Raw genomic sequence first — 20,148 nt, 5'->3', positions numbered from 1 at the left:
TCAACCGCGGATTGCGCCTTCGGTCGCGCCCTTGATGAACTGCCGGGCGAAGATGACGAAGACGATGATCAGCGGCACCATCGCCATCAGCGCGCCCGTCATCACCATGCTGAAGTCGACGCCGTGGCTGCGGTTCAGCGACGACAACGCGACCTGCAGCGTCAGATGATCGGGATTCGTCAGCACGATCAACGGCCAGAAGTAGTCGTTCCAGGAAGCCACGAACGTGAAGATCCCCAGGAACGCCAACGCCGGCCGGGCCGACGGCAGCGCCACGTTCCGGTAGATCCCGAAGAAGCTGCACCCGTCGAGCGTCGCCGCCTCGACCAGCTCGTCGTGGATCGAGTTCTGGAAGTACTGCCGCAACCAGAAGATCCCGAACGCGTTCGCCGACGCCGGAATGATCAGCGCCTTCAGCGACCCGACCCACCCGAACGCCGCCATCGTCTGGAACTGCGGCACCGCGCCCAGCTGGGCCGGCAGCAGCATCGTCGCCAGCAGGATCACGAACAACGCGTTCCGCCCCGGGAACCGGAACTTCGCGAAGGTGAACGCCGCCAGCGAGTCGAAGAACAGCACCAGCAGCGTCGTCGACACCGCGACCACCAGCGTGTTCGCCATCGACGAGAAGAAGGCCACGTTCTGCAGTACTTGATGGATGTTGTCGTCGAGCTGCGACCCGAAGGTGAACTTCGGCGGGTACCGGTAGATGTCCGACGTGGTGTTCGTCGCCATCACCAGCGTCCAGTAGAACGGGAACAGGCACAGCAGCCCGGCGATCGCCAGCACCACATGCATGATCAGCCCGGGCCAACGAATGCGTGACTTCACTGGCGTCCCCTTCCGCCCAGCAACTTCCAGTTGATCGCGGTGAAGAGCAGCACCAGCATGAAGATGCTCAGCGCGATCGCCCCGGCGTACCCGTAGTCGTTGTTGAAGAAGGCCTGTTGGTAGAAGTACATGACCACCGTCATGCCGCTCTGCCCGGTACCACCGGTGTTGCCGACCATCACTTGTGGCTCTGTGAAGGTCTGCAAACCGCCGATCGTCGACATGATCACGGTGAACAGCACAACCGGCCGCAGCTGCGGCAGCGTGATCGAGAAGAACGTCCGGAACGGCCCGGCGCCGTCCACCTTCGCCGCCTCGTACTGCTCGGTCGGGATCGCCTGCAGCCCGGCCAGGTAGATGATCGTGTTGTACCCGGCCCACTGCCACACGATCATCGTGGAGATCGCGATCTTGATCCCCCACGGTTGCCGCAGCCAGTCCTCGGTGGGCAGCCCGAGTGAGCGCAGGACCGAGTTGATCAGCCCGAAGTTGGTGCTGAAGACGGCGCCGAAGAAGATCGCCGCCGCCACCAGCGAGGTGATGTTCGGGATGAAGTACGCGATCCGGTAGACGCCCTTGAACCGGACCGCCGAGTGCAGCATCACCGCGAGCGCCATCGCGATCACCAGCGTGGGCACGGTCGACATCACGAACAGCACGACCGTGTTCCACAGCGACAGCCAGAACGTGCTGTCCTCGGCGAGGAACCGGAAGTTCTGGAAGCCGACCATCGTGCGCGGCCCGAGCCCGTCCCACTTCTGGAACGCGAGCAGGATCGTCGACGCCACCGGATACAGCCCGAAGACCAGGAAGATCACGTAGAACGGCGACAGCGCGAGATAGAACCGCCAGTACGACCGGACGCTGCGCCGGCCTCGCGGCTTCGTCGTACCGGCGGGTCTGCTGGGTGCTGTCGCGGTCAGTGTCACTGCACGCCCTGACGCTTGCCGATCTGCTTCGCCTTCGCGACGGCCTCCGTCCACGCCTGGTCCGACGTCTTCTTGCCGGCCTGGACGAGCTTGAGCCCGTCGGTGAACGGGGTGGCGACCGCGCTGTCGAGGGGCGCCTCGTAGGCGATCGGGATCGCCTTCGCGGCCGGCCCGAAGACCTCGATCGGCACCTGGCCGCCGAAGAACGGGTCCGCCGCCTTGAGCTGCGGCTTGTCGTAGGCGGCCGGCGCGGACGGGAAGATCTGCGCGTCGGCGAACGCCTTGGCCTCGTTGTCGGGGCTGAGCATGTACTTGATCACCTCGAGCGCGGCGGCCGGATCCGCCGCGCTCTTGGTGATCGTGAGGAACGACCCGCCGAAGTTCGCCGGGCCGCTCGGCGTCGGCGCGACCCGCCACTTGCCGACGCTCGTCTTGCAGGCGGCCTTGATGTCCAGCGCGACCCAGGCCGCACCCGTCACGGTCGGCACCGTGCCCTGGTCCAGACCCGCGTTCCAGTCCGGCGAACCGCCGAGCGTCCGGCCGTCGACCTTCTGCGTGATCGCCTTGACCGCGGTGTCCCAGGCCTTGCGGATGTGGTCCTGGTCGCCGATGAACTTGTTGTCCTTGTCGATGTAGCGCGCGGTGCCCTGGTTGACGATCGTGCCGTACATGTCGGTCGCGTCGGCGACGATGAACGCCTTCGGGTTCGACTTCTTCAGCTCGACCCCGGCGGCGATGAAGTCGTCCCAGGTCTTCAGCTGCTCGGCAACCTTGGCCGGGTCGCCGGGCAGTCCGCCGGCGGTGAAGATGTCCTCGCGGTAGAACAGCGCGGTCGGGCCGATGTCGATCGGGATGCCGATCACCTTGCCGTCCAGCGTGGTGGCCTGCTTGACCTTCCACTCCAGGTAGTCGCCCAGGAACGAGTCCGCGCCGATCGTCTTGAGGTCGACGAACCGGTTGGCCTGCGGCAGCAGCGAGGCGATGTCCTCACCCTTGACACCGGTGATGTCGGGGATCGACGTACCGCCGTTGAAGGTGGTGAGCAGCTTCTGCTTGAAGTCGCCGCCGACCTCGGAGTACTTGATGTGCTGGTCCGGGAAGTGCGCGATCGTGTCGTCCAGCACCGACTTGCCCAGGCCGCCCGGCCAGCACCACAAGGCGATGTTCCCGGTCGCGTTCTTCTTCGTCGATCCCGTGTCCATGCTGGACGAACAGCCGACGACTGTTCCGCCGAGCAGGGCGGCGAAGCCTCCGGCGAGCACCGTCCGACGTGACAGGTCCATGGTTCTACCTTCCTGACTGGTCGCGCAGGGGAGCGCTTCCGGAGTGCGCGCTGATCAGCGCTGCAAGGGATTGGTCTTCTGGGTGCTGTTGGTGCCAGCCGGCCAGGTCGGTCCAGGTCGGTGCCGCGTCGGCACCACCCAGCCGGGTCACCGAGATGGCTGCCGTGAGGGCCGCGAACCGTACCCGGTCGGCGAGTGGGAGCTCCCACAGCGTTGCTGCGATGAACCCGGCGGCGAACACATCACCCGCCCCGGTGGTGTCCGCCGCCGAGACCTGTACGGCCGGTACTGCGACCCGCTCGCCGGAGCCCGCGTCGAGCGCGAGTGCTCCGTTGGCGCCGTCGGAGACGACCACGAGGGGTACTTTCTCGGCCAGCCGCTCGAGCGCCTCGTCCGGCGTACTCGTGCGGGTGTAGCTCATCGCCTCGCCGGCGTTCGGCAGGAACACGTCGCAGTGCTCCAGCTGGTCGAGTACGGCGGGATCCCACTGCTCGGTGGGGTCCCAGCCGACGTCGGCGAAGACCACGCTGCCGGCCGCCCGGGCCTTGGCGAGCCACTCGTTCGGCCAGGGACCGATGTGAGCGGCGACGGCCCTGGCGGCCGGCGGCGTGGTGAGCAGCTCGTCGGCCGACAGTGGGGGAGGGGTACCCCTGGTGACCAGTGCCCGGTCGTTGTCGTAGGCAAGGGCCACCGTGAGGGGGGTCTGCCAGCCGTCGAGCTTGCGGGAGAGAGTCAGATCGATGCCTTCGCCCTGCGTCAGCCGGTCCCAGAGCCGGTCGCCGAGATCGTCGGCGCCGAAGGTCGCGGCCAGTCCGGTGCGCAGCCCGAGCCGGGCCAGCGCGACCGCGAAGTTGGCGATCCCGCCCGGGCTCTCGGCGGAGTCGTCCGCCCAGACCTCGGTGCCGGGGCGCGGCGCAGAGGGCAGGCCGAGCACCAGGTCGTGGAAGACCAGGCCGGACACAACCACGTCCAGCTCACTCATTGGCAGCACACTCCTGCAGGGTCGCTCAAATTCGTGCAGCCAGTGTGGATCTTCTGAGCAAACTACGCAATACCCCTGCAAATTGATGCGCGACTATGACGAAGTTTGCGTGATACCGTCTCCGTGTGTTGCCACAGCAGCGGCAGGATCAGATCGTTCGCGCGCTTCGGGCCGACGGGGCCGGGGGCGTGAAAGTGCTGGCTGCCCAGCTCGGGGTCAGTGAGGCGACGATCCGGCGGGATCTCGAGCAGTTGCACGAGCAGGGCCGGCTGACCCGCGTGTACGGCGGTGCGCTCGCCGTCGACGGCGGTGACGAGCCGTTCGCCGAGGTCAGCGCCGTGCACGCCACCGAGAAGGACCGGATTGCCCGCCGCGCCGCCGCCCTGGTGACCGACGGGCAATCACTGCTGCTCGACATCGGTACGACGGCCCTGCGCGTCGCCCAGCAGTTGCACGGGCGCTCGCTGACCGTGGTGACCAGCAACCTCGCGGTCCTGGAGGAGCTGCAGAACGACGAGCAGATCGAGCTGATCATCCTGGGCGGCTTCGTCCGGCGCAGCTACCGGTCACTCGTCGGGTACCTGACCGAGGAGTCGCTGCGGCAGATCCATGTCGACTGGCTGTTTCTGGGCACGAGCGGGGTGCGGCCGGACGGGCGCGTGATGGACAGCACGATGATCGAAGTACCGGTGAAGCGGGCGATGATCAAGGCCGCCGACAAGGTGGTGCTGCTGGCCGACGCGACCAAGTTCCCCGGCCACGGCGTCGCCAAGGTGTGCGAGCCGACCGAACTTTCCATGGTGGTGACCGAGCCCGCCGCCGACCAGGCGACCCGGACTCAACTGACCGAGGCGGGGGTAGAGGTGGTACTGGCGTGAGACTGACCATTCTCGGGGGCGGCGGGTTCCGGGTTCCGCTCGTTTATCAGGCGTTGCTGGGGGATCGGGGCGACGGACGGATCACCTCGGTCGTGCTCTACGACACCGATCGGTCGCGGTTGGCGTCGATCGGGTCGGTACTACGGCAGCAGGCGTTGCCGTACGCCGATGCGCCGGCGGTGACCGAGACGACCGATCTCGACGAGGCGCTGCGCGGCGCCGACTTCATCTTCTCGGCGATCCGGGTCGGCGGGCTCGAGGGCCGCACGATCGACGAGCGGGTCGCGCTCGATCTCGGCGTACTGGGGCAGGAGACCGTCGGCGCCGGCGGGATCGCTTATGCGTTGCGGACGCTGCCGGTGGCGACGGCCATCGCGCAGCGGATCGCCGCGCTGGCGCCGGAGGCGTGGGTCATCAACTTCACCAACCCGGCCGGGATGGTGACCGAGGCGATGATCCCGTACCTGGGTGATCGCGTGATCGGGATCTGCGACTCGCCGTCCGGGCTCGGGCGACGGGCGGCGCTGTCCTTGGGGCTCGATCCTTCGGCGGTCTTCTACGACTACGCGGGCCTGAACCATCTCGGGTGGTTGCGTGGGCTGGAGTCGGGCGGGGTCGATCACCTGCCGGCGCTGCTGGCTGACCCGGCCGCGCTCGGGGACTTCGAGGAGGGGCGGCTCTTCGGGGTCGAGTGGTTGCGGTCGCTGGGATCGATCCCCAACGAGTACCTGCACTACTACTACTTCGCTCGCGAGACGCTGGCCGCGGTACAGGCGGTCGAGCAGACGCGAGGGACGTTCTTGCTGGAGCAGCAGTCACGGTTCTATGCGGAGACGGCCGAGCAGCCGGCCAACGCCCTTGAGTTGTGGCAGAAGACGCGGGCCGAGCGCGAATCGACGTACATGGTGGAGAGCCGGGAGATCGCCGACGCGGGGGAGCGCGACGAGCGGGACATGTCGGCGGGCGGGTACGAGCAGGTCGCGCTGTCGCTGATGCGGGCGATCGCGCACAACGAGCGGGCGTCGCTGATCCTGAACGTGCGCAACCGGGGCACGCTGCATCATCTCGACGCGGATGCAGTGGTGGAGATCCCGTGCACGGTCGACGCCAACGGCGCCCGGCCGGTGACGGTCTCGCAGTTCACCGACCATCAGGCCGGGCTGGTCTGCGCGGTGAAGGCGGTCGAGCGGTCGACGATCGAGGCCGCGACGTCGGGTTCCCGGGCGGCGGCGATCCGGGCGCTGGCCTGGCACCCGCTGATCGACTCCGTCACGGCCGCCCACCAGCTCCTCGACGGGTATGTCGACCAGCTCCCGGCGCTGGCCGCTTTCCGCGCCTGAGGGCCCGTCGTACCCTCGATCCGGGCCGCTTGATCGCCCGTACCCCGCGCCCGGGCGTTTCGCGTCCGGGGCGGATTGGTGGCGGGGCGGTTGATCTGGCAGAATGATGGGCTGAGTCCGTCCGGATCACGTGCAGCCCTCTAACTCCACGTCCCGGTTCGGCCCATCCGAGTGGTCACCCGTTGTCCCCACGACGCCGGTGTGCCGCTCAACCAAGACATGAATCCCGAGGGAGACACCACAAACGTGGCAGTCAAGATCCGTTTGAAGCGCATCGGCAAGAAGCGTGCGCCGCACTACCGCATCGTCGTGATGGACGCCCGCGCCAAGCGTGACGGCCGCGCCATCGAGGAGATCGGCAAGTACAACCCGAAGGCCGAGCCGTCGTTCATCCACGTCGAGTCGGACCGGGCGCAGTACTGGCTGGGCGTCGGCGCGCAGCCGACCGAGGCCGTCGCGGCCATCTTCAAGGCCAGCGGTGACTGGCAGAAGTTCAAGGGCCTCGACGCCCCGCCGCCGCTGCGGGTCAAGGAGCCGAAGCGCGACAAGCAGGAGATCTTCAACGAGGCCCTCGCCGAGGCGCACGGCACGCTGAAGACCGAGGCCGTCACGACCAAGAAGGCCGCCGCCAAGAAGGCGGAGCCGAAGGCTGACAAGGCCGAGAAGAAGGACGACGCCGTCGAGGCCAAGGTCGAGGACGCCGCTCCGGCTGCCGACGCCGCTGCCGCCGACGCGCCGGCCGACGACGCCAAGGCCTGACGATGATGGAGACCGAGGCGCTCGAGCACCTGGTCCGAGGCATCGTGGACAACCCTGACGAGGTCAGCGTCCGGTCGCGCAACCTGCGGCGTGGACGCACTCTCGAGGTGCACGTGCACCCCGACGACATCGGCAAGGTGATCGGCCGCAACGGCCGGACGGCGACCGCGATCCGTACCGTGGTCGGGGCGCTCAGCTCCGAGCAGTCGGTCCGGATCGACTTCGTCGACGAGTTCAACCGGCGCCCGCGCCGCTGATCTCAGGTCCACCGGAAAGGCCGCACCCCCTCGGGGGCGCGGCCTTTCCGTCGTTTCAGGACGCTTCAGGACCAGGCGCTCATCACGTGCTTGAGGCGGGTGTAGTCCTCCAGGCCGAAGACCGAGAGGTCCTTGCCGGTGCCGGACTGCTTGAAGCCGCCGTGGGGTAGTTCGGCGGGCAGCAGCTGGTGGCAGTTGATCCAGACCGTGCCGAAGTCCAGTTCGGCCGCCAGCCGGGTCGCGCGCCCGTGGTCGGTGGTCCAGACGCTCGAGGCCAGCGCCAGGTCGACGCCGTTGGCCAGCTCGATCGCCTCGGCCTCGTCGGCGAAGGGCTGCACGGTCAGTACCGGCCCGAAGATCTCGCGTTGCACCACGTCGTCGTCCTGCCTCGCGCCTGCGATCACGGTCGCGTCGAGGAAGTAGCCCGGCCCGTGCCCGGTGCCGCCGGCAACGATCTCGGTATGGTCCGGCAGCCCGGTCAGGAACTCCTCGACCCGGTCCTTCTGGTCCGCGCTGTTGAGCGGGCCGAAGGTGATGTCGGGGTCGTCAGGGGCACCGGCCCGGCTGGCGTGGGCGGCGGCCGCCAGCTCGGTCAGGAACTCGTCGTACGCCGACTGCTCGACCAGGACCCGGGTCGCGGCGGTGCAGTCCTGGCCGGCGTTGAAGAAGCCGGTGAACGCGATCTCCTCCGCCGTTCTGCGCAGATCGGTGTCGGCGAAGACGAGCGCGGGTGCCTTGCCGCCCAGCTCCAGGTGGACGTTCTTCAGCGTCGGCGCGGCCGCGGCCATCACCTCGGCGCCTGCGCGGGTGCTCCCGGTGATGGCGACCATGTCCGGCCGCTTGTGCGTCACCAGCAGGCGGCCGGTGTCGCGGTCGCCGCAGACGACGTTGAGCACTCCCGGCGGCAGCACCTCCTGCGCCAGCTCGGCCAGCCGGACTGTGCTCCACGGAGTGGTGTCGGCCGGCTTCAGGACGACGGTGTTGCCGGCTGCGAGGGCGGGGGCGATCTTCCAGATGGCCATCATCAGGGGGTAGTTCCAGGGGGTGATCTGCGCGATCACGCCGACCGGCTCACGGCGTACGGACGAGGTGAAACCGGCTTCGTACTCCGCCTGCGCGATCCCGGTGAGCACCCTCGCGGCCCCGGCGAAGAACCGGAGCTGGTCGACACACGGGATCAACTCGAGCTCCCTCGTGGCCGCCCGGGGTTTGCCGGTGTTGCGCACCTCGCACTCGATCAGCTCTTCCGCGTTGTCCTCAACCAACTCAGCCAACCCCAGAATCGCCTGCTGCCGCTGCGCCGGCGTTGTCCGCCGCCAACTCCTGAACGCCTCAGCAGCAGCTCCAACAGCCGCATCCACCTCCGCTGCTCGCGACCTCGGCGCCTCACCTATTGGCTGGGCCGTGGCCGGATCCTTGAACTCCATCACTTCACCGGAGCTTGTGGGCTTGCCTCCGATGACATTGGTCAGTGTGGTCACGCGTGGCTCCGCTCGATGGCGAGGTGGATCAGAGTCGGACGGCCGGCGGTCAGTGCCTCGGCGGTGAGGGCGCCGAGGGTGTCGATGGTGGCTTCGACGCCGTACGCACCGATGGCGCGGGCGAGGGCGGGCAGATCCGGTTGGTAGAGATCAACCGCTTGCGGTGCGATCCCGCGATCCACCATCTGCTCGCGGATCTCCGCGTACCCACCGTTGTCCGCGACGACGATCGGCAACGCAAGCTTGAGCTCGGTCGCCGTCACCAACTCCTGGATGGTGAACATCGCCGCCCCATCCCCGAACAACCCGACCACCGCCCGCTCCGGCGCCGCGATCTTCGCCCCGATAGCCGCCGGCAACCCATACCCGAGCGTCGCGTACCCCGTCGGATACAACAGCCGATTCCCCGGCGTGAACGGCCAGTAATGCACGGTCCCGTAGTAGGTGACCTGCGAGCTGTCCCCAGCAACCACCGCGTCCGCAGGCAAGGCCTCCGCCAGCACTCGCTGAATCTCCGCCCAGGGCCCAGCATCCTTGGCGGCTTCAGCCAAGATCGCCTTCCGCCAGCCGGCAATGTGCCCAACCTCCCAACGGCCCGCGCCCGTGCCGGCTTCTGCCCGTCCTGCGAAGGTCTCGGCCTTCGGCCGGGCAGCCGCCTGCGCCGGCGCTATGCCTTGCTCGGCCTCCGGCCGACTCGCGATTGTTGTCGGATCCGGTCGCTCCGCGACCCGGGCTTTGGTGAACAGGCTGTCGGTGACGATGGCCTGCAGCACTCGTCCGGCATCGCCGGTGACGGTGAGGTCGGCGGAAAGGTTCTTCTGTAGTTGGGCGGGGTCGACGTCTATCCGGATCACCTTGGCGGCTTGGAGTACTCCGCCCCAGAGGTCCGAATCACCCAGCTCGGTGCCGATGGCTATCACGAGGTCTGCTTCCGAGACTGCTTGGTGGGCCGCGGCCAACCGGATCGATGCGCCTAGTGACAGCGGGTCGGTTTCGTCGAGGATGCCCTTGCCGTTGACGGTGGTCAGGACCGGTACGCCGGCGGCCGCCAGTGTGCGGATCTGCTCGCCGGCACCTCGGGCGCCGCCGCCGACGATCAGCAGCGGCTTCACCGACTGGGTGAGGGCGATGATGATGTTGCCTAGGGCAACTGAGTCGAGGGCGGCCGGTGCGGGGCTGGACGGCGCGGTGGCGGTACGGCGTACCCACTCGCCTTCCAGGACGTCGACTGGGATCTCGAGGTGGACCGGGCGGGGGCGGCGGGTGTGGAAGCCGGTGAAGATGTCGGCGATCGTCTCGGGGAGTTCGTCGGCGTTCTCGACCCGGATGCTGCGGTCGCAGACGGCGTCGAGCGCGCCCTGCTGGTTCTTCAGTTCGTGGAGCCAACCGATGTCCTTGCCGACCGTGCCACGCGGCGGGCCGGGGGAGATCGCGAGCGTCGGCACCGAATCGGCGTACGACGTCGCCAGGGCGGTGGTCGCGTTGGTGATCCCCGGTCCGGACGTCGTGATCAGCACGCCCGGTCCACCGGTCACCCGGGCATACCCGTCGGCCGCATACCCCGCGCCCTGCTCATGACGCGTGACGATGTGCTTGATCCCGGACGCCGGGAGATAGCGATAGAGCTCGAGATTGTGCGTCCCCGGAATCCCGAAGACATGCCGCACCCCGTTGGCAACCAGCCCGTCGATGACGGCCGCCCCGCCCGTGACCACCTCAGCCATCGGCCCGGACCCCGTCGGTCGACGAGCCGTCGGTTCTGGGCGCCATCGCGCTGACCAGTTCGTACGCCGCGTGGGCGGCTGCGATGCCAGTGACCTCCGCGTGGTCGTACGCCGGAGCCACCTCCACGATGTCCGCGCCCACCAGGTTCAACTCCGCGAACGCCCGCAGCATCTGCAGCAACTCCCGACTCGTCAGCCCGCCGGCTTCCGGCGTACCGGTGCCCGGCGCGAAAGCGGGATCGAGTACGTCGATGTCCAGCGACACGTACGTCGGCCGATCGCCGACCCGTGCCTTGATCCGCTCAACAGCACCCCGCCACCCGTGGTCGTCGAACTGATGCGCGCCGATCACCTGGAAGCCGAGCACCTGGTCGTCGGTCAGATCCTCACGCGAGTACAACGACCCGCGGATCCCCACGTGCAGCGACCCGGTCTGATCGATCAGCCCCTCCTCGGACGCCCGGCGGAACGGCGTACCGTGCGTGATCGGCGCACCGAAGTACGTGTCCCAGGTATCCAGATGAGCATCGAAGTGCACCACCGCGATCGGCCCATGCGCCTCGTGCATCACCCGCAGCAAAGGCAGCGCGATCGTGTGGTCGCCGCCGATCGTCAGCGGCTTGGCGCCCGCACTCAACACCTCGCGCACGCCGAGATCGATCTGCTGCACCGCCTCGAGAATGTCGAACGGATTGCACGCGATATCACCCGCGTCGGCGACCTGCTGCAGCGCGAACGGCTCGATGTCCTGCACCGGGTTGTAAGGCCGCAGCAGCTTGGACGAGGCGCGGATGTGCCCGGGCCCGAAGCGCGCACCTGGCCGGTAGCTGACGCCGGAGTCGAACGGCACCCCGATCACCGCGACATCGGCACGAGCGACCTCGTCGATCCGCGGCAACCGCGCGAACGTCGCGGGACCGCCGTACCGGGGGACCTTGGTCGCATCGACCGGGCCTTGGAAGTTGGTCATCACAACACCTTTGAGAGGAAGGACTGGGTCCGGGCATGACGGGGGTTGGTGAGCACCTCGGCGGGCGGACCGGCCTCGACGACGACGCCGCCGTCCATGAAGACCACCCGGTGGCAGACCTCCCGGGCGAAGCCGATCTCGTGGGTGACCACGATCATCGTCATCCCTTCGGTCGCCAGGCCTTTCATCACCTCGAGCACCTCGCCGACCAGCTCGGGGTCGAGGGCAGAGGTCGGCTCGTCGAACAGCATCAGCGTCGGCCGCATCGCCAGCGCGCGAGCAATCGCGACCCGCTGTTGCTGACCGCCGGACAACTGAGCCGGGTACGCCGCCGCCTTGTCAGCCAGGCCGACCCGATCAAGCAGGTTGAGAGCCTGAGCCCGCGCGGACGCCTTGGTCTCGCGCTTGACGAAGACCGGCGCCTCCATCACGTTCTCCACCGCGGTCCGGTGCGGGAACAGGTTGAAGCGCTGGAACACCATCCCGACGTGGCGCCTCGCCGCAGCGGTCTCACGCGGTCGCAGTTCGTACTTGCGTCCGCCATGCCGCCGGTACCCGACGAGCTCACCGTTCACGCTGATCTCGCCGCCGTCGAGCCGCTCCAGATGGTTGATGCAGCGCAGGAAGGTGCTCTTGCCCGAGCCGGACGGCCCGAGCAGCGAGATCACCTCGCCGGCGTCGACGGTGAGGTCGATGCCCTTCAGTACCTCTGTGTTGCCGAACGACTTGCGGACGTTGACTGCTTGCACCATCGCGGTCATCAGCGGACTCCTGCCTTCTGACGTCTGGTGTTGGCCCTGGTGTTGGCCAGGACGCCGCGGCTCATCCGCCGCTCGAGCCGGTTCTGCGCGATGGTCAGGATCGTGGTGAGGACGAGGTACCAGATGCTCGCGACGATCAGCAGCGGGATCTGCTGGAAGTTGCGGCCGTAGATCAGCTGGGCGGTCGTGGTGAGCTCGGGCAATCCGATCACCAGTACCAGCGAGGTGAGCTTGAGCATGGAGATCGTCTGGTTCGCCGTCGGCGGCACGATCAGCCGGGCCGCCTGCGGCAGGATCACGCGGCGATAGGTGATCCACGGACTCATGCTGAGCGCCTCGGCCGCTTCGCGTTGGCCCTGGTCGACCGAGCCGATTCCGGCGCGGACGATCTCGGCCATGTACGCGGCTTCGTTCAGCCCGAGTCCGAGGATGGCGGCGGTGAACTGGGTGATCACCGTGTTGGTCGGCCAGCTGACGAGATCGGGTCCGCCGAACGGGAGTCCGATGCTGATCTGGGGGAGGACGGTGCCGAGGAAGAACCAGAACAGCAGCTGGACGAGGATCGGCGTACCGCGGAAGAGCCAGACGTAGCCGCCGGCGACGGCGCGGAGTACCGGGTTCTCCGACAGGCGCATCACGGCCAGCAGGGTGCCGAGGACGACGCCGACCAGCATCGCGATGATGGTCAGCTGCAGCGTCTTGAGCAGGCCGAGCATGATCGACTTCTCGAACAGGTAGCCGCCGACCAGGTCGAGTCGCAGCTTCGGCGCGGTGGCGACGAAGTGCACGAACACGGCCAGCAGGAACACGATCACCGCGGCGGCCACCCAGCGGCCGGGATGCCGCAGCCGGACGATCGGCTCGTCGGCGGTGCTCATCTCACTTGCCCTGATTGATCGGAGCATCTTTCAGCGCCTGATCCGTGAGGTTCCACTTGGCCAGCAGAGCGTCGTACGTGCCACTCTCGATGACCTTCTTCAATGCAGCCTGTACTGCGTCACGCAGCTTCGCATTGCTCTTGGGCACCGGGATCCCAACAGGCAACGTGCCGAACGGCTTGCTCCCGATCTCGAACGCATCCGGCGCCTGCTTGACGTTGTAAGCCAGCGTGAGGTCCAGCGCGAGGACCGCATCCGCGCGACCGGACTGCAACGCCTGTACTGCGCTCGCCTGGTCCGGGAACGGCAGCTTCTTGACGGCAGGCTTGCCGGCCGTCGCGCACTCCTTGGTGATGTCGTCCGCGGTCAGGTCACCGGTCGCGCTCTTCTCCACGGCGGCGGTACGGCCGCAGAGATCGAGCTTCTCCTTCAGGTTGTTCTTGTTGCCCTTGGCAACCATGAACGTGACGCCGGAGTTGAGGTAGTCGACGAAATCGGCCGTACCCTGGCGCGCCTTCTTGTCGATCATGCTGGTCAGCGCCAGGTCGTACCGGCCGGCGTTGAGGCCGCCGATGATCCCGTCGAAGTTGGTGTTCTGGAACTCGAACGTCACCCCGAGCACCTGCCCGAGCGCCGCGCCGAGATCCGCGTCGAAGCCGAGCACGGTCTTGTTGTCGGTGTCGAAGAACTCCATCGGCGGGAAGCTCACGCCGGAGGCGACCCGCACCTTGCCGGCCGTCCGGATCTCCTCGGGCAGCAGCGCGGCGGCGGCGTCGTCCTTGGTCAGCGTGGGCGCCGTACTGGTCGAACCGTTGCCGCCCGCGGGGCTCTCGGCCGCGTCGGGCGCCGCGCAGGAGGCGGTGACGAGCGTCGCCGACAGGGCGGCGGCGACGGCGAGGTGTGGAATCCGCATGGTGGGTATCTCCCGGACCTTTGATGGCGGTCTTGTTGCCTCGTGTTGCGAGAATGTTTCATGAGAGGCAACAAAGGTTGTCGTACGAGCATCGGGGGCGGCATGATGGGTGTCAAGCGGTCAGTCCGCTGTTTTCTTTGGTTCCGCCTAGTGGAAGGCCCCTGATGCGTCCGTTGCCGGTGTCGCCGTCGAATAACGAGATCCGGATCGGCTCGAGGCTCCGGGCCGCCCGCCAGGCGCACGGCTACACGCTCGACCAGCTCGCCTCCGCCGCCGGACTGACCAAGGGATTCCTCAGCCGGGTGGAGCGGGACGAGACCTCGTTGAGCGTCGCCTCGCTGATCACCCTGTGCGAGGTGATGAGCCTGGACGTCGGCTCCCTGTTCACGGTGCCGGACGTCGCGCTGGTCCGGCTCGACAGCGCGCCGGCGATCAACCTGGGCGGCGCGGGGGTGGATGAGCGGCTGATGACGCCGCGCGGGCAGTCCCGGGTACAGGTGGTGCACACCGACGCCGAGCCCGGCGGTACGGGCGGTAAGGACTTCTACACGATCAACTGCGAGTACGAGGTCGTGTATGTGCTGGCCGGCTCGATCGAGATGCTGTTCACCGATCGCCGGGTGGCGCTGTCGGCGGGGGATGCCCTGACCTTCCCCGGTGGTGAGCCGCATACCTGGCTCAATGCCAGCGAGACGGAACGGGCCGAGCTGGTCTGGGTGCTCACCCCTGCGCCGTGGAGCGGTAGCGCCTGAGACACTGTGGCGTTACGTCGGAGGTCAGCGAGAGGAACTGCGGTGCTGGTGATTGTCGGCCGGATCGGCCGGGCGCATGGGATCAAGGGCGAGGTCGGCATGATCGTCCGGACGGACGACCCCGATCTGCGGTTCGCTGACGGCGCTCAGCTCGTCACGGTGTCGACTCCACCCCGGACCCTGACGGTGGAGTCCAGCCGCTGGCACAGTGGGCGGCTGCTGGTGAAGTTCACCGACTCACCGGACCGTACGGCCGCCGAGAACCTGCGCAACCTGGAGGTCCAGGCCGAGATCGCCGAGGACGAGCGGCCGGAGGACCCCGACGAGTACTACGACCGTGAGCTGATCGGCCTCAAGGTGCGGACCACTGACGGGGTGGAGGCCGGTGAGGTCATCGACGTGATCCACCTGCCGTCGCAGGACCTGCTGGAGATCCGTCGGCCGGCCGGGAACGCAGTACTGGTGCCGCTGGTCGAGGAGCTGGTCCCGTCCATCGACCTGGACTCGGGCTACGTAGAGGTGGCCGACCGGCCCGGGCTGCTGGACCCCGAGGGCGCAGAGGTGGTCCCGTCGGAGCCTGGAGACTCGGGTCGATGAGGCTGGACGTCTTCTCGATCTTCCCGGAGTACCTGGCGGCGCTGGACGTCTCGCTGGTGGGCAAGGCGGCCAAGAGTGGTCTGCTGGACGTCCGGGTGCACGACCTGCGCGACTGGACCCATGACCGGCACCGCACTGTCGACGACACTCCCTATGGCGGGGGTGCCGGCATGGTGATGAAGCCGGAGCCGTGGGGAGAGGCATTCGACAGCGTCATGCCGGGCGATGGTCCCTCGCAGCCCCGGTTGATCGTGCCGACGCCTGCTGGTCGCCCTTTCAGCCAGGACCTGGCTTACGAGCTCGCGGCCGAGCCGTGGCTGGCCTTCGCCTGCGGACGGTACGAGGGGATCGACGGGCGGGTCGCTGCGCACGCGGCCGAGCGGATGCAGGTCACCGAGGTCTCCATTGGCGACTACGTGCTGAACGGCGGGGAGGTCGCAGTACTGGTCATGGTGGAGGCGATTGCCCGCCTACTGCCCGGTGTGATCGGCAACCCGGAGTCACTGGCCGAGGAGTCGCACTCGGGGCATGGACTGCTCGAGTACCCGGTCTACACGAAGCCACCGGCTTGGCGCGGGCACGAAGTACCGGAAGTACTCCTGTCCGGCAACCACAAGCTCATCGCCGAGTGGCGCCACGAGGAGTCCGTTCGCCGTACTGCCGAGCGCAGGCCCGACCTGCTGGCCGCCTGGGGCAGCTCCCTGGCGGCAGAGGACGATGCTGCGTCGCAGGTGCCGGTCCTGCCGGCGACCGAGGCCGATGCGGGGGAGTTGCTCACGCTGCAGCGGGCCACCTTCCTCACCGAAGGGCAGGCGTACGACGACCTCGGCATTCCGCCGCTGACCGAGTCACTGGCGGAGTGCGTCGCCCGGCTCGGCCAAGGGACCGTCTGGAAGGCCGTGGTCGGCGCCCGCATCGTGGGGTCGGTCCAGCTGACGGTCATCGGCGACGTCGGCTACATCGCCCGCCTGATGGTGGCTCCCGACTGGCAGGGCCAAGGCATCGCCACCAAGCTCCTCCGGGTGGCCGAGAGGGCCGCGCCTGCGGACGTCACGTCGTACGAGCTGAACACCGGCGCCGCCAGCGAGCGCAATCTCCAGCTCTACCGCAACGCCGGCTACCGCGAGACCAGGCGGGAACGGCAGACCGACAAGGTCGAACTCGTCCACCTCGCCAAACGGCGCAAACGTCGCTGACTCCGGGGCTCTGCCGAGGGTGCCGGGAGCAGGCGATTTCGTGGCGGCTCACGCTGTGTGGCAAACTTGGTCGCTGTTGCCGTTCGGTGCTCCTGCCACAGGGGGTGACCACCGCATGACAGCATCTTCGACTCTCACATACGAGCCATTCGTGGGTGACCTGTGGCACGCGCGAGGAAGAGACACCTGATGAGCAACATCCTGAACGAGCTCGACAACGCGAGCAAGCGTGACGACATCCCCGCCTTCCGCGCCGGCGACACGGTCAACGTGCACGTCAAGGTCGTCGAAGGCAACCGCTCCCGCGTACAGGTGTTCAAGGGCGTCGTGATCCGTCGCCACGGTGGTGGCCTGCAGGAGACCTTCACGGTCCGCAAGGTCAGCTTCGGCGTCGGCGTCGAGCGCACCTTCCCGATGCACACCCCGATCGTCGACAAGGTCGAGGTCGTCACCCGCGGCGACGTCCGCCGCGCGAAGCTGTACTACCTGCGCGAGCTGCGCGGCAAGGCAGCCAAGATCAAGGAGAAGCGGGACAACATCCCGGCCTCCTGATCGTCTACTGACGACGGTCAGGAATGGCGCCGAGCACCGCGACGCGCGCTCGCCCGCCAGCCAGGAGGGCTCGTCGCAGTAAAGGACGACACCGCAGGCTCAAACAGCGCAACCCGCTGATGAGCCTGCTGCTGGAGATGACCACCGTGACGGTGCTCGCGCTGGTCATCACCGTCGTGCTGCGACTCTTCGTCGCCGAGGCCTTCTACGTGCCCTCGGAGTCGATGTACGACACCCTCACCACCAACGACCGGATCCTGGCCGAGAAGGTCAGCTATCTGCATCGCGACGTGGACCGGGGCGACATCATCGTCTTCAAGGACCCCGGCCACTGGCTGAACGAGGAGCAGAAGGAGCCCGGCACGCTGCGGCGGGTCGGCGAGTTCGTCGGCATCCTGCCGCGCAGCGGTGAGGGTCACCTGGTCAAGCGGGTGATCGGCGTGGCCGGCGACAAGGTGGTCTGCTGCGACAAGGCGGGCCGGATCACGGTCAACGGGATCCCGCTCGACGAGCGCGAGTACCTGCTCAAGGACGCCAAACCGTCCACCACGACGTTCAGCGTCGTTGTGCCGCCTGGTTCACTGTGGGTCATGGGTGACAACCGGGCCGAATCCGCGGACTCCCGTGCCCATATGGGCGGGCCCGGCGGCGGCTTCGTCCCGGTCGACAACGTGGTTGGCCGTGCCTGTTGCGTAATCTGGCCGTCTGACCGGATGACGATGCTGCGTCCTCCGGAAACCTTCAAGAAGCCGGGGCTGAAGAAGTGACTGAGACACCGACCGCGACGAAAGAGAAACCCGCCCACCGCTCCGGACTCGCGGCAGCTGCCCGCGAGTTCGTGCTGATCGTGGTCGGTGCTCTGATCGTCTCGTCGATCCTGCGGGCCTTCGTCGGCCAGATGTTCATCATCCCGAGCGAGTCGATGCAGAACACGCTGCTCGTCGGCGACCGGGTCGTGGTCGAGAAGCTGACCGACGTCAAGCGGGGCGACGTCGTCGTCTTCGAGGATCCGGGCGGCTGGCTGGGCGACGAGGAGAGCGGCCAGAAGCGGGGCTCGATCGGCCGGTTCTTCGAGGTCGTCGGTCTGCTGCCGGACTCCAGCCACGGTCACCTGATCAAGCGCCTGATCGGAATGCCGGGGGACAAGGTCGCCTGCTGCGACTCCAGGGGCCGGCTGATGGTGAACGGTCAGCCGCTCGAAGAGGGCACCTACCTGTATCCGGGCGACGCGCCGTCGGCGATGGAGTTCCAGGTCACCGTGCCGGCCGGGCGGGTCTTCGTGATGGGCGACCACCGGTCCGAGTCGGGTGACTCCCGGGTGCACCTGAGTGACACGGGTCCCGACGGAGGCAATCCGGGTGATGCGGCGTTCGTGCCGATGGACAAGATCACCGGGCGGGCGATCCTGGTGGTGTGGCCGGCGAACCGGTTCGACAAACTCGAAGTACCGGATACCTTCAAGTCGATACCGGCCGCGGGGCCGGCTCCCGACAAACCCTCGATCTCCCTCACACCACCTCCCAAGTGAGCTATCCGCCTCGCCGGTGAGCCTCTCGCCGGCGACCGCCTCCCGAGTGAGTTGATGGATGAGCGCTCTTCCGCGCGGCAGCACGATCCGGCGTGACGCCGGGCTCTACGGGTACGAACGCGCCCTGCGCCGGGTCGGCCTCGACCCGATCGCGGGCGTCGACGAGGCCGGCCGCGGACCGTGCGCCGGCCCGCTGGTCGCGGCCGCGGTGATCCTGCCGGACGGCAAACGCGGCCAGATCCCCGAACTGGCCGACTCCAAGTTGTTGACGGCGAAGGCACGTGACCGGTGCTACGACCAGATCCGATCTCGTGCCCTTGCGTGGTCGGTGGTCTCGATCGAGGCGGCCGAGTGCGACCGGTTGGGCATGCACGTCGCCAACGTGGAGGCGCTCCGCCGGGCGATCTTCCTGCTCGACCTGCGCCCGCAGTACGTGCTGACGGACGGTTTCGGGGTGGACGGGCTCGGCGTACCGGGCCTCGCGGTGTGGAAGGGTGACCGGGTGGCAGCCTGCATCGCGGCGGCCTCGGTGATCGCCAAGGTGACCCGGGACCGGATCATGCAGCACTGGCACGAGGAGTACCCGCAGTACGATTTCGCGGTTCACAAGGGATATTGCACCCCTGAACACCAGGCGGCACTGGACGAATACGGCCCGTGTCCACAACATCGACGGCGGTTCGAGAATGTCCGCCGCAGTATGCGGCCCGATATGGGACAGAATGTGTCCAGTCCCACCGGAGCGGAGAGCCGATGAGCGCAGACGACCTTGAGAAGTACGAAACCGATATGGAGCTACAGCTCTATCGGGAGTACAAGGACGTCGTCGGGATCTTCAAGTACGTCGTGGAGACCGAACGGCGCTTCTACCTGTGCAACGCGGTAGACCTCAAAGTCCGCACCGAAGGCGGCGACGTCTACTTCGAAGTCACCATGGCCGACGCCTGGGTCTGGGACGTCTACCGCTCAGCCCGCTTCGTCAAGAACGCCAAGGTAGTCACCTTCCGCGACGTCAACATCGAAGAACTGGCCAAATCAGACCTAGAAGTCCCGAAGGACAGCGACTTCGGCCGCTAACCCCCACCACCCGTCCGACCGACGCCCCCTGGCGTCGCGCTCCCGGGACCTTGAACACCTTCCGGCGACCTTGAACATGAAATAACTTGTCCAAGGCCACCGAAAGGTGTTCAAGGTCGCTGCTCCTCCCCGCCCGCCGCACCCGGCCGCGCCCGGCCGCTGGTCAGGACGACCAACCGCCGGTACCGCCGCCCGGCGCCTGCCGCCCATCACCTAGCAGCTGATACCTGCCGCCCGGCGCCTACGGCCCGCCAGCCAGTAGCCGGTACCAGCGCCTGCTACCTGCCGCTCTTGGCGCTACCGCCCGCTGCCCGCATCCGCCCACCCGGCACCTGCCTCCCACCGCCCAGCCGCCGGTACCGCCGCCCGGTACCTGCGTCCCACCGCCCAGCCGCCGGTACCGCCGCCCGGTACCTGCGTCCCACCGCCCAGCCGCCGGTACCGCCGCCCGGTACCTGCC

The 20,148-nt window shown here is 67.8% G+C and carries 22 protein-coding genes; 12 read left to right on the top strand and 10 right to left on the bottom strand.

Features of this window, described 5'->3' with window-relative positions; translation table 11 throughout:
* Genes ABD768_RS16510 through ABD768_RS16495 form a run of 4 tightly spaced genes read right to left on the bottom strand, consistent with a single transcriptional unit; the run spans position 1 to position 4,025 of the window.
* Complete coding sequence (locus tag ABD768_RS16510) at positions 1–831, bottom strand: carbohydrate ABC transporter permease (RefSeq protein WP_425552025.1); 831 nt, start codon at positions 829–831, stop codon at positions 1–3.
* Entirely contained in the window at positions 828–1,760 is a 933-nt protein-coding gene (locus ABD768_RS16505; RefSeq protein ID WP_343963401.1) for a carbohydrate ABC transporter permease, read from the bottom strand. The genes ABD768_RS16510 and ABD768_RS16505 overlap by 4 nt, the downstream gene beginning before the upstream one ends.
* Positions 1,757–3,043: an ABC transporter substrate-binding protein gene (locus ABD768_RS16500; RefSeq protein ID WP_343963399.1), complete on the bottom strand. Its 1,287-nt coding sequence runs from the start codon at positions 3,041–3,043 to the stop codon at positions 1,757–1,759. Before ABD768_RS16500 ends, ABD768_RS16505 begins: the two co-directional genes overlap by 4 nt.
* Positions 3,044–3,047: 4 nt before the next feature.
* Positions 3,048–4,025, bottom strand: a complete 978-nt coding sequence (locus ABD768_RS16495) for a carbohydrate kinase family protein (RefSeq protein WP_344841443.1) — start codon at positions 4,023–4,025, stop codon at positions 3,048–3,050.
* Between the two features lie 125 nt (positions 4,026–4,150).
* Here ABD768_RS16495 and ABD768_RS16490 point away from each other — a divergent pair, with 125 nt between their 5' ends.
* From ABD768_RS16490 to ABD768_RS16475, 4 genes are all read left to right on the top strand, one after another.
* Positions 4,151–4,903, top strand: coding sequence for a DeoR/GlpR family DNA-binding transcription regulator (locus tag ABD768_RS16490; RefSeq protein ID WP_344841441.1), 753 nt, complete (start codon positions 4,151–4,153; stop codon positions 4,901–4,903).
* Positions 4,900–6,243 (top strand): 6-phospho-beta-glucosidase, encoded by a 1,344-nt coding sequence (locus ABD768_RS16485; protein WP_343963390.1) that lies wholly within the window; start codon positions 4,900–4,902, stop codon positions 6,241–6,243. Before ABD768_RS16490 ends, ABD768_RS16485 begins: the two co-directional genes overlap by 4 nt.
* A 246-nt stretch (positions 6,244–6,489) precedes the next feature.
* Positions 6,490–7,002, top strand: a complete 513-nt coding sequence (gene rpsP / locus ABD768_RS16480; RefSeq protein WP_343963388.1) for a 30S ribosomal protein S16 — start codon at positions 6,490–6,492, stop codon at positions 7,000–7,002.
* Positions 7,003–7,007: 5 nt separating this feature from the next.
* Complete coding sequence (locus tag ABD768_RS16475) at positions 7,008–7,259, top strand: RNA-binding protein (RefSeq protein WP_328335296.1); 252 nt, start codon at positions 7,008–7,010, stop codon at positions 7,257–7,259.
* A gap of 65 nt (positions 7,260–7,324) precedes the next feature.
* On the opposite strand, the gene ABD768_RS16470 is transcribed toward ABD768_RS16475, so the two are convergent.
* From ABD768_RS16470 to ABD768_RS16445, 6 genes are read right to left on the bottom strand one after another with little or no spacing between them, the layout of a single operon-like run.
* Positions 7,325–8,740 carry an aminobutyraldehyde dehydrogenase gene (locus ABD768_RS16470; RefSeq protein WP_344841439.1) on the bottom strand — a complete coding sequence of 472 codons (1,416 nt, stop codon included), beginning with the start codon at positions 8,738–8,740 and terminating at the stop codon, positions 7,325–7,327.
* Positions 8,737–10,464, bottom strand: coding sequence for a thiamine pyrophosphate-binding protein (locus ABD768_RS16465; RefSeq protein WP_344841437.1), 1,728 nt, complete (start codon positions 10,462–10,464; stop codon positions 8,737–8,739). Before ABD768_RS16465 ends, ABD768_RS16470 begins: the two co-directional genes overlap by 4 nt.
* Positions 10,457–11,434, bottom strand: coding sequence for an agmatinase (speB, locus tag ABD768_RS16460; RefSeq protein WP_344841435.1), 978 nt, complete (start codon positions 11,432–11,434; stop codon positions 10,457–10,459). Before speB ends, ABD768_RS16465 begins: the two co-directional genes overlap by 8 nt.
* Positions 11,434–12,186, bottom strand: a complete 753-nt coding sequence (locus tag ABD768_RS16455; protein WP_425558434.1) for an amino acid ABC transporter ATP-binding protein — start codon at positions 12,184–12,186, stop codon at positions 11,434–11,436. Before ABD768_RS16455 ends, speB begins: the two co-directional genes overlap by 1 nt.
* An 8-nt stretch (positions 12,187–12,194) precedes the next feature.
* Complete coding sequence (locus ABD768_RS16450; RefSeq protein WP_343963378.1) at positions 12,195–13,073, bottom strand: amino acid ABC transporter permease; 879 nt, start codon at positions 13,071–13,073, stop codon at positions 12,195–12,197.
* Between the two features lies 1 nt (position 13,074).
* On the bottom strand, positions 13,075–13,986 hold the full coding sequence (locus ABD768_RS16445; protein ID WP_344841431.1) for an ABC transporter substrate-binding protein: 912 nt from the start codon (positions 13,984–13,986) through the stop codon (positions 13,075–13,077).
* A gap of 164 nt (positions 13,987–14,150) precedes the next feature.
* On the opposite strand from ABD768_RS16445, the gene ABD768_RS16440 reads away from it, so the two are divergent.
* From ABD768_RS16440 to ABD768_RS16405, 8 genes are all read left to right on the top strand, one after another.
* A complete protein-coding gene (locus ABD768_RS16440; RefSeq protein ID WP_344841429.1) occupies positions 14,151–14,738 on the top strand; it encodes a helix-turn-helix domain-containing protein in 588 nt (195 codons plus the stop codon).
* A gap of 42 nt (positions 14,739–14,780) precedes the next feature.
* Positions 14,781–15,335 carry a ribosome maturation factor RimM gene (rimM, locus tag ABD768_RS16435; protein WP_344841427.1) on the top strand — a complete coding sequence of 185 codons (555 nt, stop codon included), beginning with the start codon at positions 14,781–14,783 and terminating at the stop codon, positions 15,333–15,335.
* The gene (trmD, locus tag ABD768_RS16430) at positions 15,332–16,531 is read left to right on the top strand and encodes a tRNA (guanosine(37)-N1)-methyltransferase TrmD (RefSeq protein WP_344841426.1); all 1,200 of its coding nucleotides are present in this window, start codon (positions 15,332–15,334) and stop codon (positions 16,529–16,531) included. The genes rimM and trmD overlap by 4 nt, the downstream gene beginning before the upstream one ends.
* Before the next feature lie 189 nt (positions 16,532–16,720).
* Positions 16,721–17,083 (top strand): 50S ribosomal protein L19, encoded by a 363-nt coding sequence (gene rplS, locus ABD768_RS16425; RefSeq protein ID WP_343963366.1) that lies wholly within the window; start codon positions 16,721–16,723, stop codon positions 17,081–17,083.
* 119 nt (positions 17,084–17,202) lie between these two features.
* Positions 17,203–17,850 (top strand): signal peptidase I, encoded by a 648-nt coding sequence (lepB, locus tag ABD768_RS16420; RefSeq protein ID WP_343963364.1) that lies wholly within the window; start codon positions 17,203–17,205, stop codon positions 17,848–17,850.
* On the top strand, positions 17,847–18,611 hold the full coding sequence (lepB, locus tag ABD768_RS16415; RefSeq protein WP_344841424.1) for a signal peptidase I: 765 nt from the start codon (positions 17,847–17,849) through the stop codon (positions 18,609–18,611). The genes lepB (ABD768_RS16420) and lepB (ABD768_RS16415) overlap by 4 nt, the downstream gene beginning before the upstream one ends.
* Positions 18,612–18,669: 58 nt before the next feature.
* Positions 18,670–19,368 carry a ribonuclease HII gene (locus ABD768_RS16410; protein WP_343963359.1) on the top strand — a complete coding sequence of 233 codons (699 nt, stop codon included), beginning with the start codon at positions 18,670–18,672 and terminating at the stop codon, positions 19,366–19,368.
* Positions 19,365–19,688 (top strand): DUF2469 domain-containing protein, encoded by a 324-nt coding sequence (locus ABD768_RS16405; protein ID WP_012922325.1) that lies wholly within the window; start codon positions 19,365–19,367, stop codon positions 19,686–19,688. The genes ABD768_RS16410 and ABD768_RS16405 overlap by 4 nt, the downstream gene beginning before the upstream one ends.
* Positions 19,689–20,148: the final 460 nt, after the last annotated feature.

The organism is Kribbella ginsengisoli (assembly GCF_039537185.1).
In the GTDB taxonomy this organism is placed as follows: domain Bacteria; phylum Actinomycetota; class Actinomycetes; order Propionibacteriales; family Kribbellaceae; genus Kribbella; species Kribbella koreensis.
This window is presented reverse-complemented; position numbering and strand designations above follow the sequence as displayed.

What these genes read in the sequence shown, in the direction of transcription:
- ABD768_RS16445 (WP_344841431.1), bottom strand. Translation starts at nt 13,986, where the DNA reads ATGCGGATTCCACACCTCGCCGTCGCCGCCGCCCTGTCGGCGACGCTC.
- lepB (WP_343963364.1), top strand. Translation starts at nt 17,203, where the DNA reads ATGAGCCTGCTGCTGGAGATGACCACCGTGACGGTGCTCGCGCTGGTC.
- ABD768_RS16455 (WP_425558434.1), bottom strand. Translation starts at nt 12,186, where the DNA reads ATGGTGCAAGCAGTCAACGTCCGCAAGTCGTTCGGCAACACAGAGGTA.
- ABD768_RS16500 (WP_343963399.1), bottom strand. Translation starts at nt 3,043, where the DNA reads ATGGACCTGTCACGTCGGACGGTGCTCGCCGGAGGCTTCGCCGCCCTG.
- ABD768_RS16495 (WP_344841443.1), bottom strand. Translation starts at nt 4,025, where the DNA reads ATGAGTGAGCTGGACGTGGTTGTGTCCGGCCTGGTCTTCCACGACCTG.
- ABD768_RS16450 (WP_343963378.1), bottom strand. Translation starts at nt 13,073, where the DNA reads ATGAGCACCGCCGACGAGCCGATCGTCCGGCTGCGGCATCCCGGCCGC.
- speB (WP_344841435.1), bottom strand. Translation starts at nt 11,434, where the DNA reads ATGACCAACTTCCAAGGCCCGGTCGATGCGACCAAGGTCCCCCGGTAC.
- ABD768_RS16475 (WP_328335296.1), top strand. Translation starts at nt 7,008, where the DNA reads ATGGAGACCGAGGCGCTCGAGCACCTGGTCCGAGGCATCGTGGACAAC.
- trmD (WP_344841426.1), top strand. Translation starts at nt 15,332, where the DNA reads ATGAGGCTGGACGTCTTCTCGATCTTCCCGGAGTACCTGGCGGCGCTG.
- rplS (WP_343963366.1), top strand. Translation starts at nt 16,721, where the DNA reads ATGAGCAACATCCTGAACGAGCTCGACAACGCGAGCAAGCGTGACGAC.
- ABD768_RS16440 (WP_344841429.1), top strand. Translation starts at nt 14,151, where the DNA reads ATGCGTCCGTTGCCGGTGTCGCCGTCGAATAACGAGATCCGGATCGGC.
- ABD768_RS16410 (WP_343963359.1), top strand. Translation starts at nt 18,670, where the DNA reads ATGAGCGCTCTTCCGCGCGGCAGCACGATCCGGCGTGACGCCGGGCTC.
- ABD768_RS16465 (WP_344841437.1), bottom strand. Translation starts at nt 10,464, where the DNA reads ATGGCTGAGGTGGTCACGGGCGGGGCGGCCGTCATCGACGGGCTGGTT.
- ABD768_RS16405 (WP_012922325.1), top strand. Translation starts at nt 19,365, where the DNA reads ATGAGCGCAGACGACCTTGAGAAGTACGAAACCGATATGGAGCTACAG.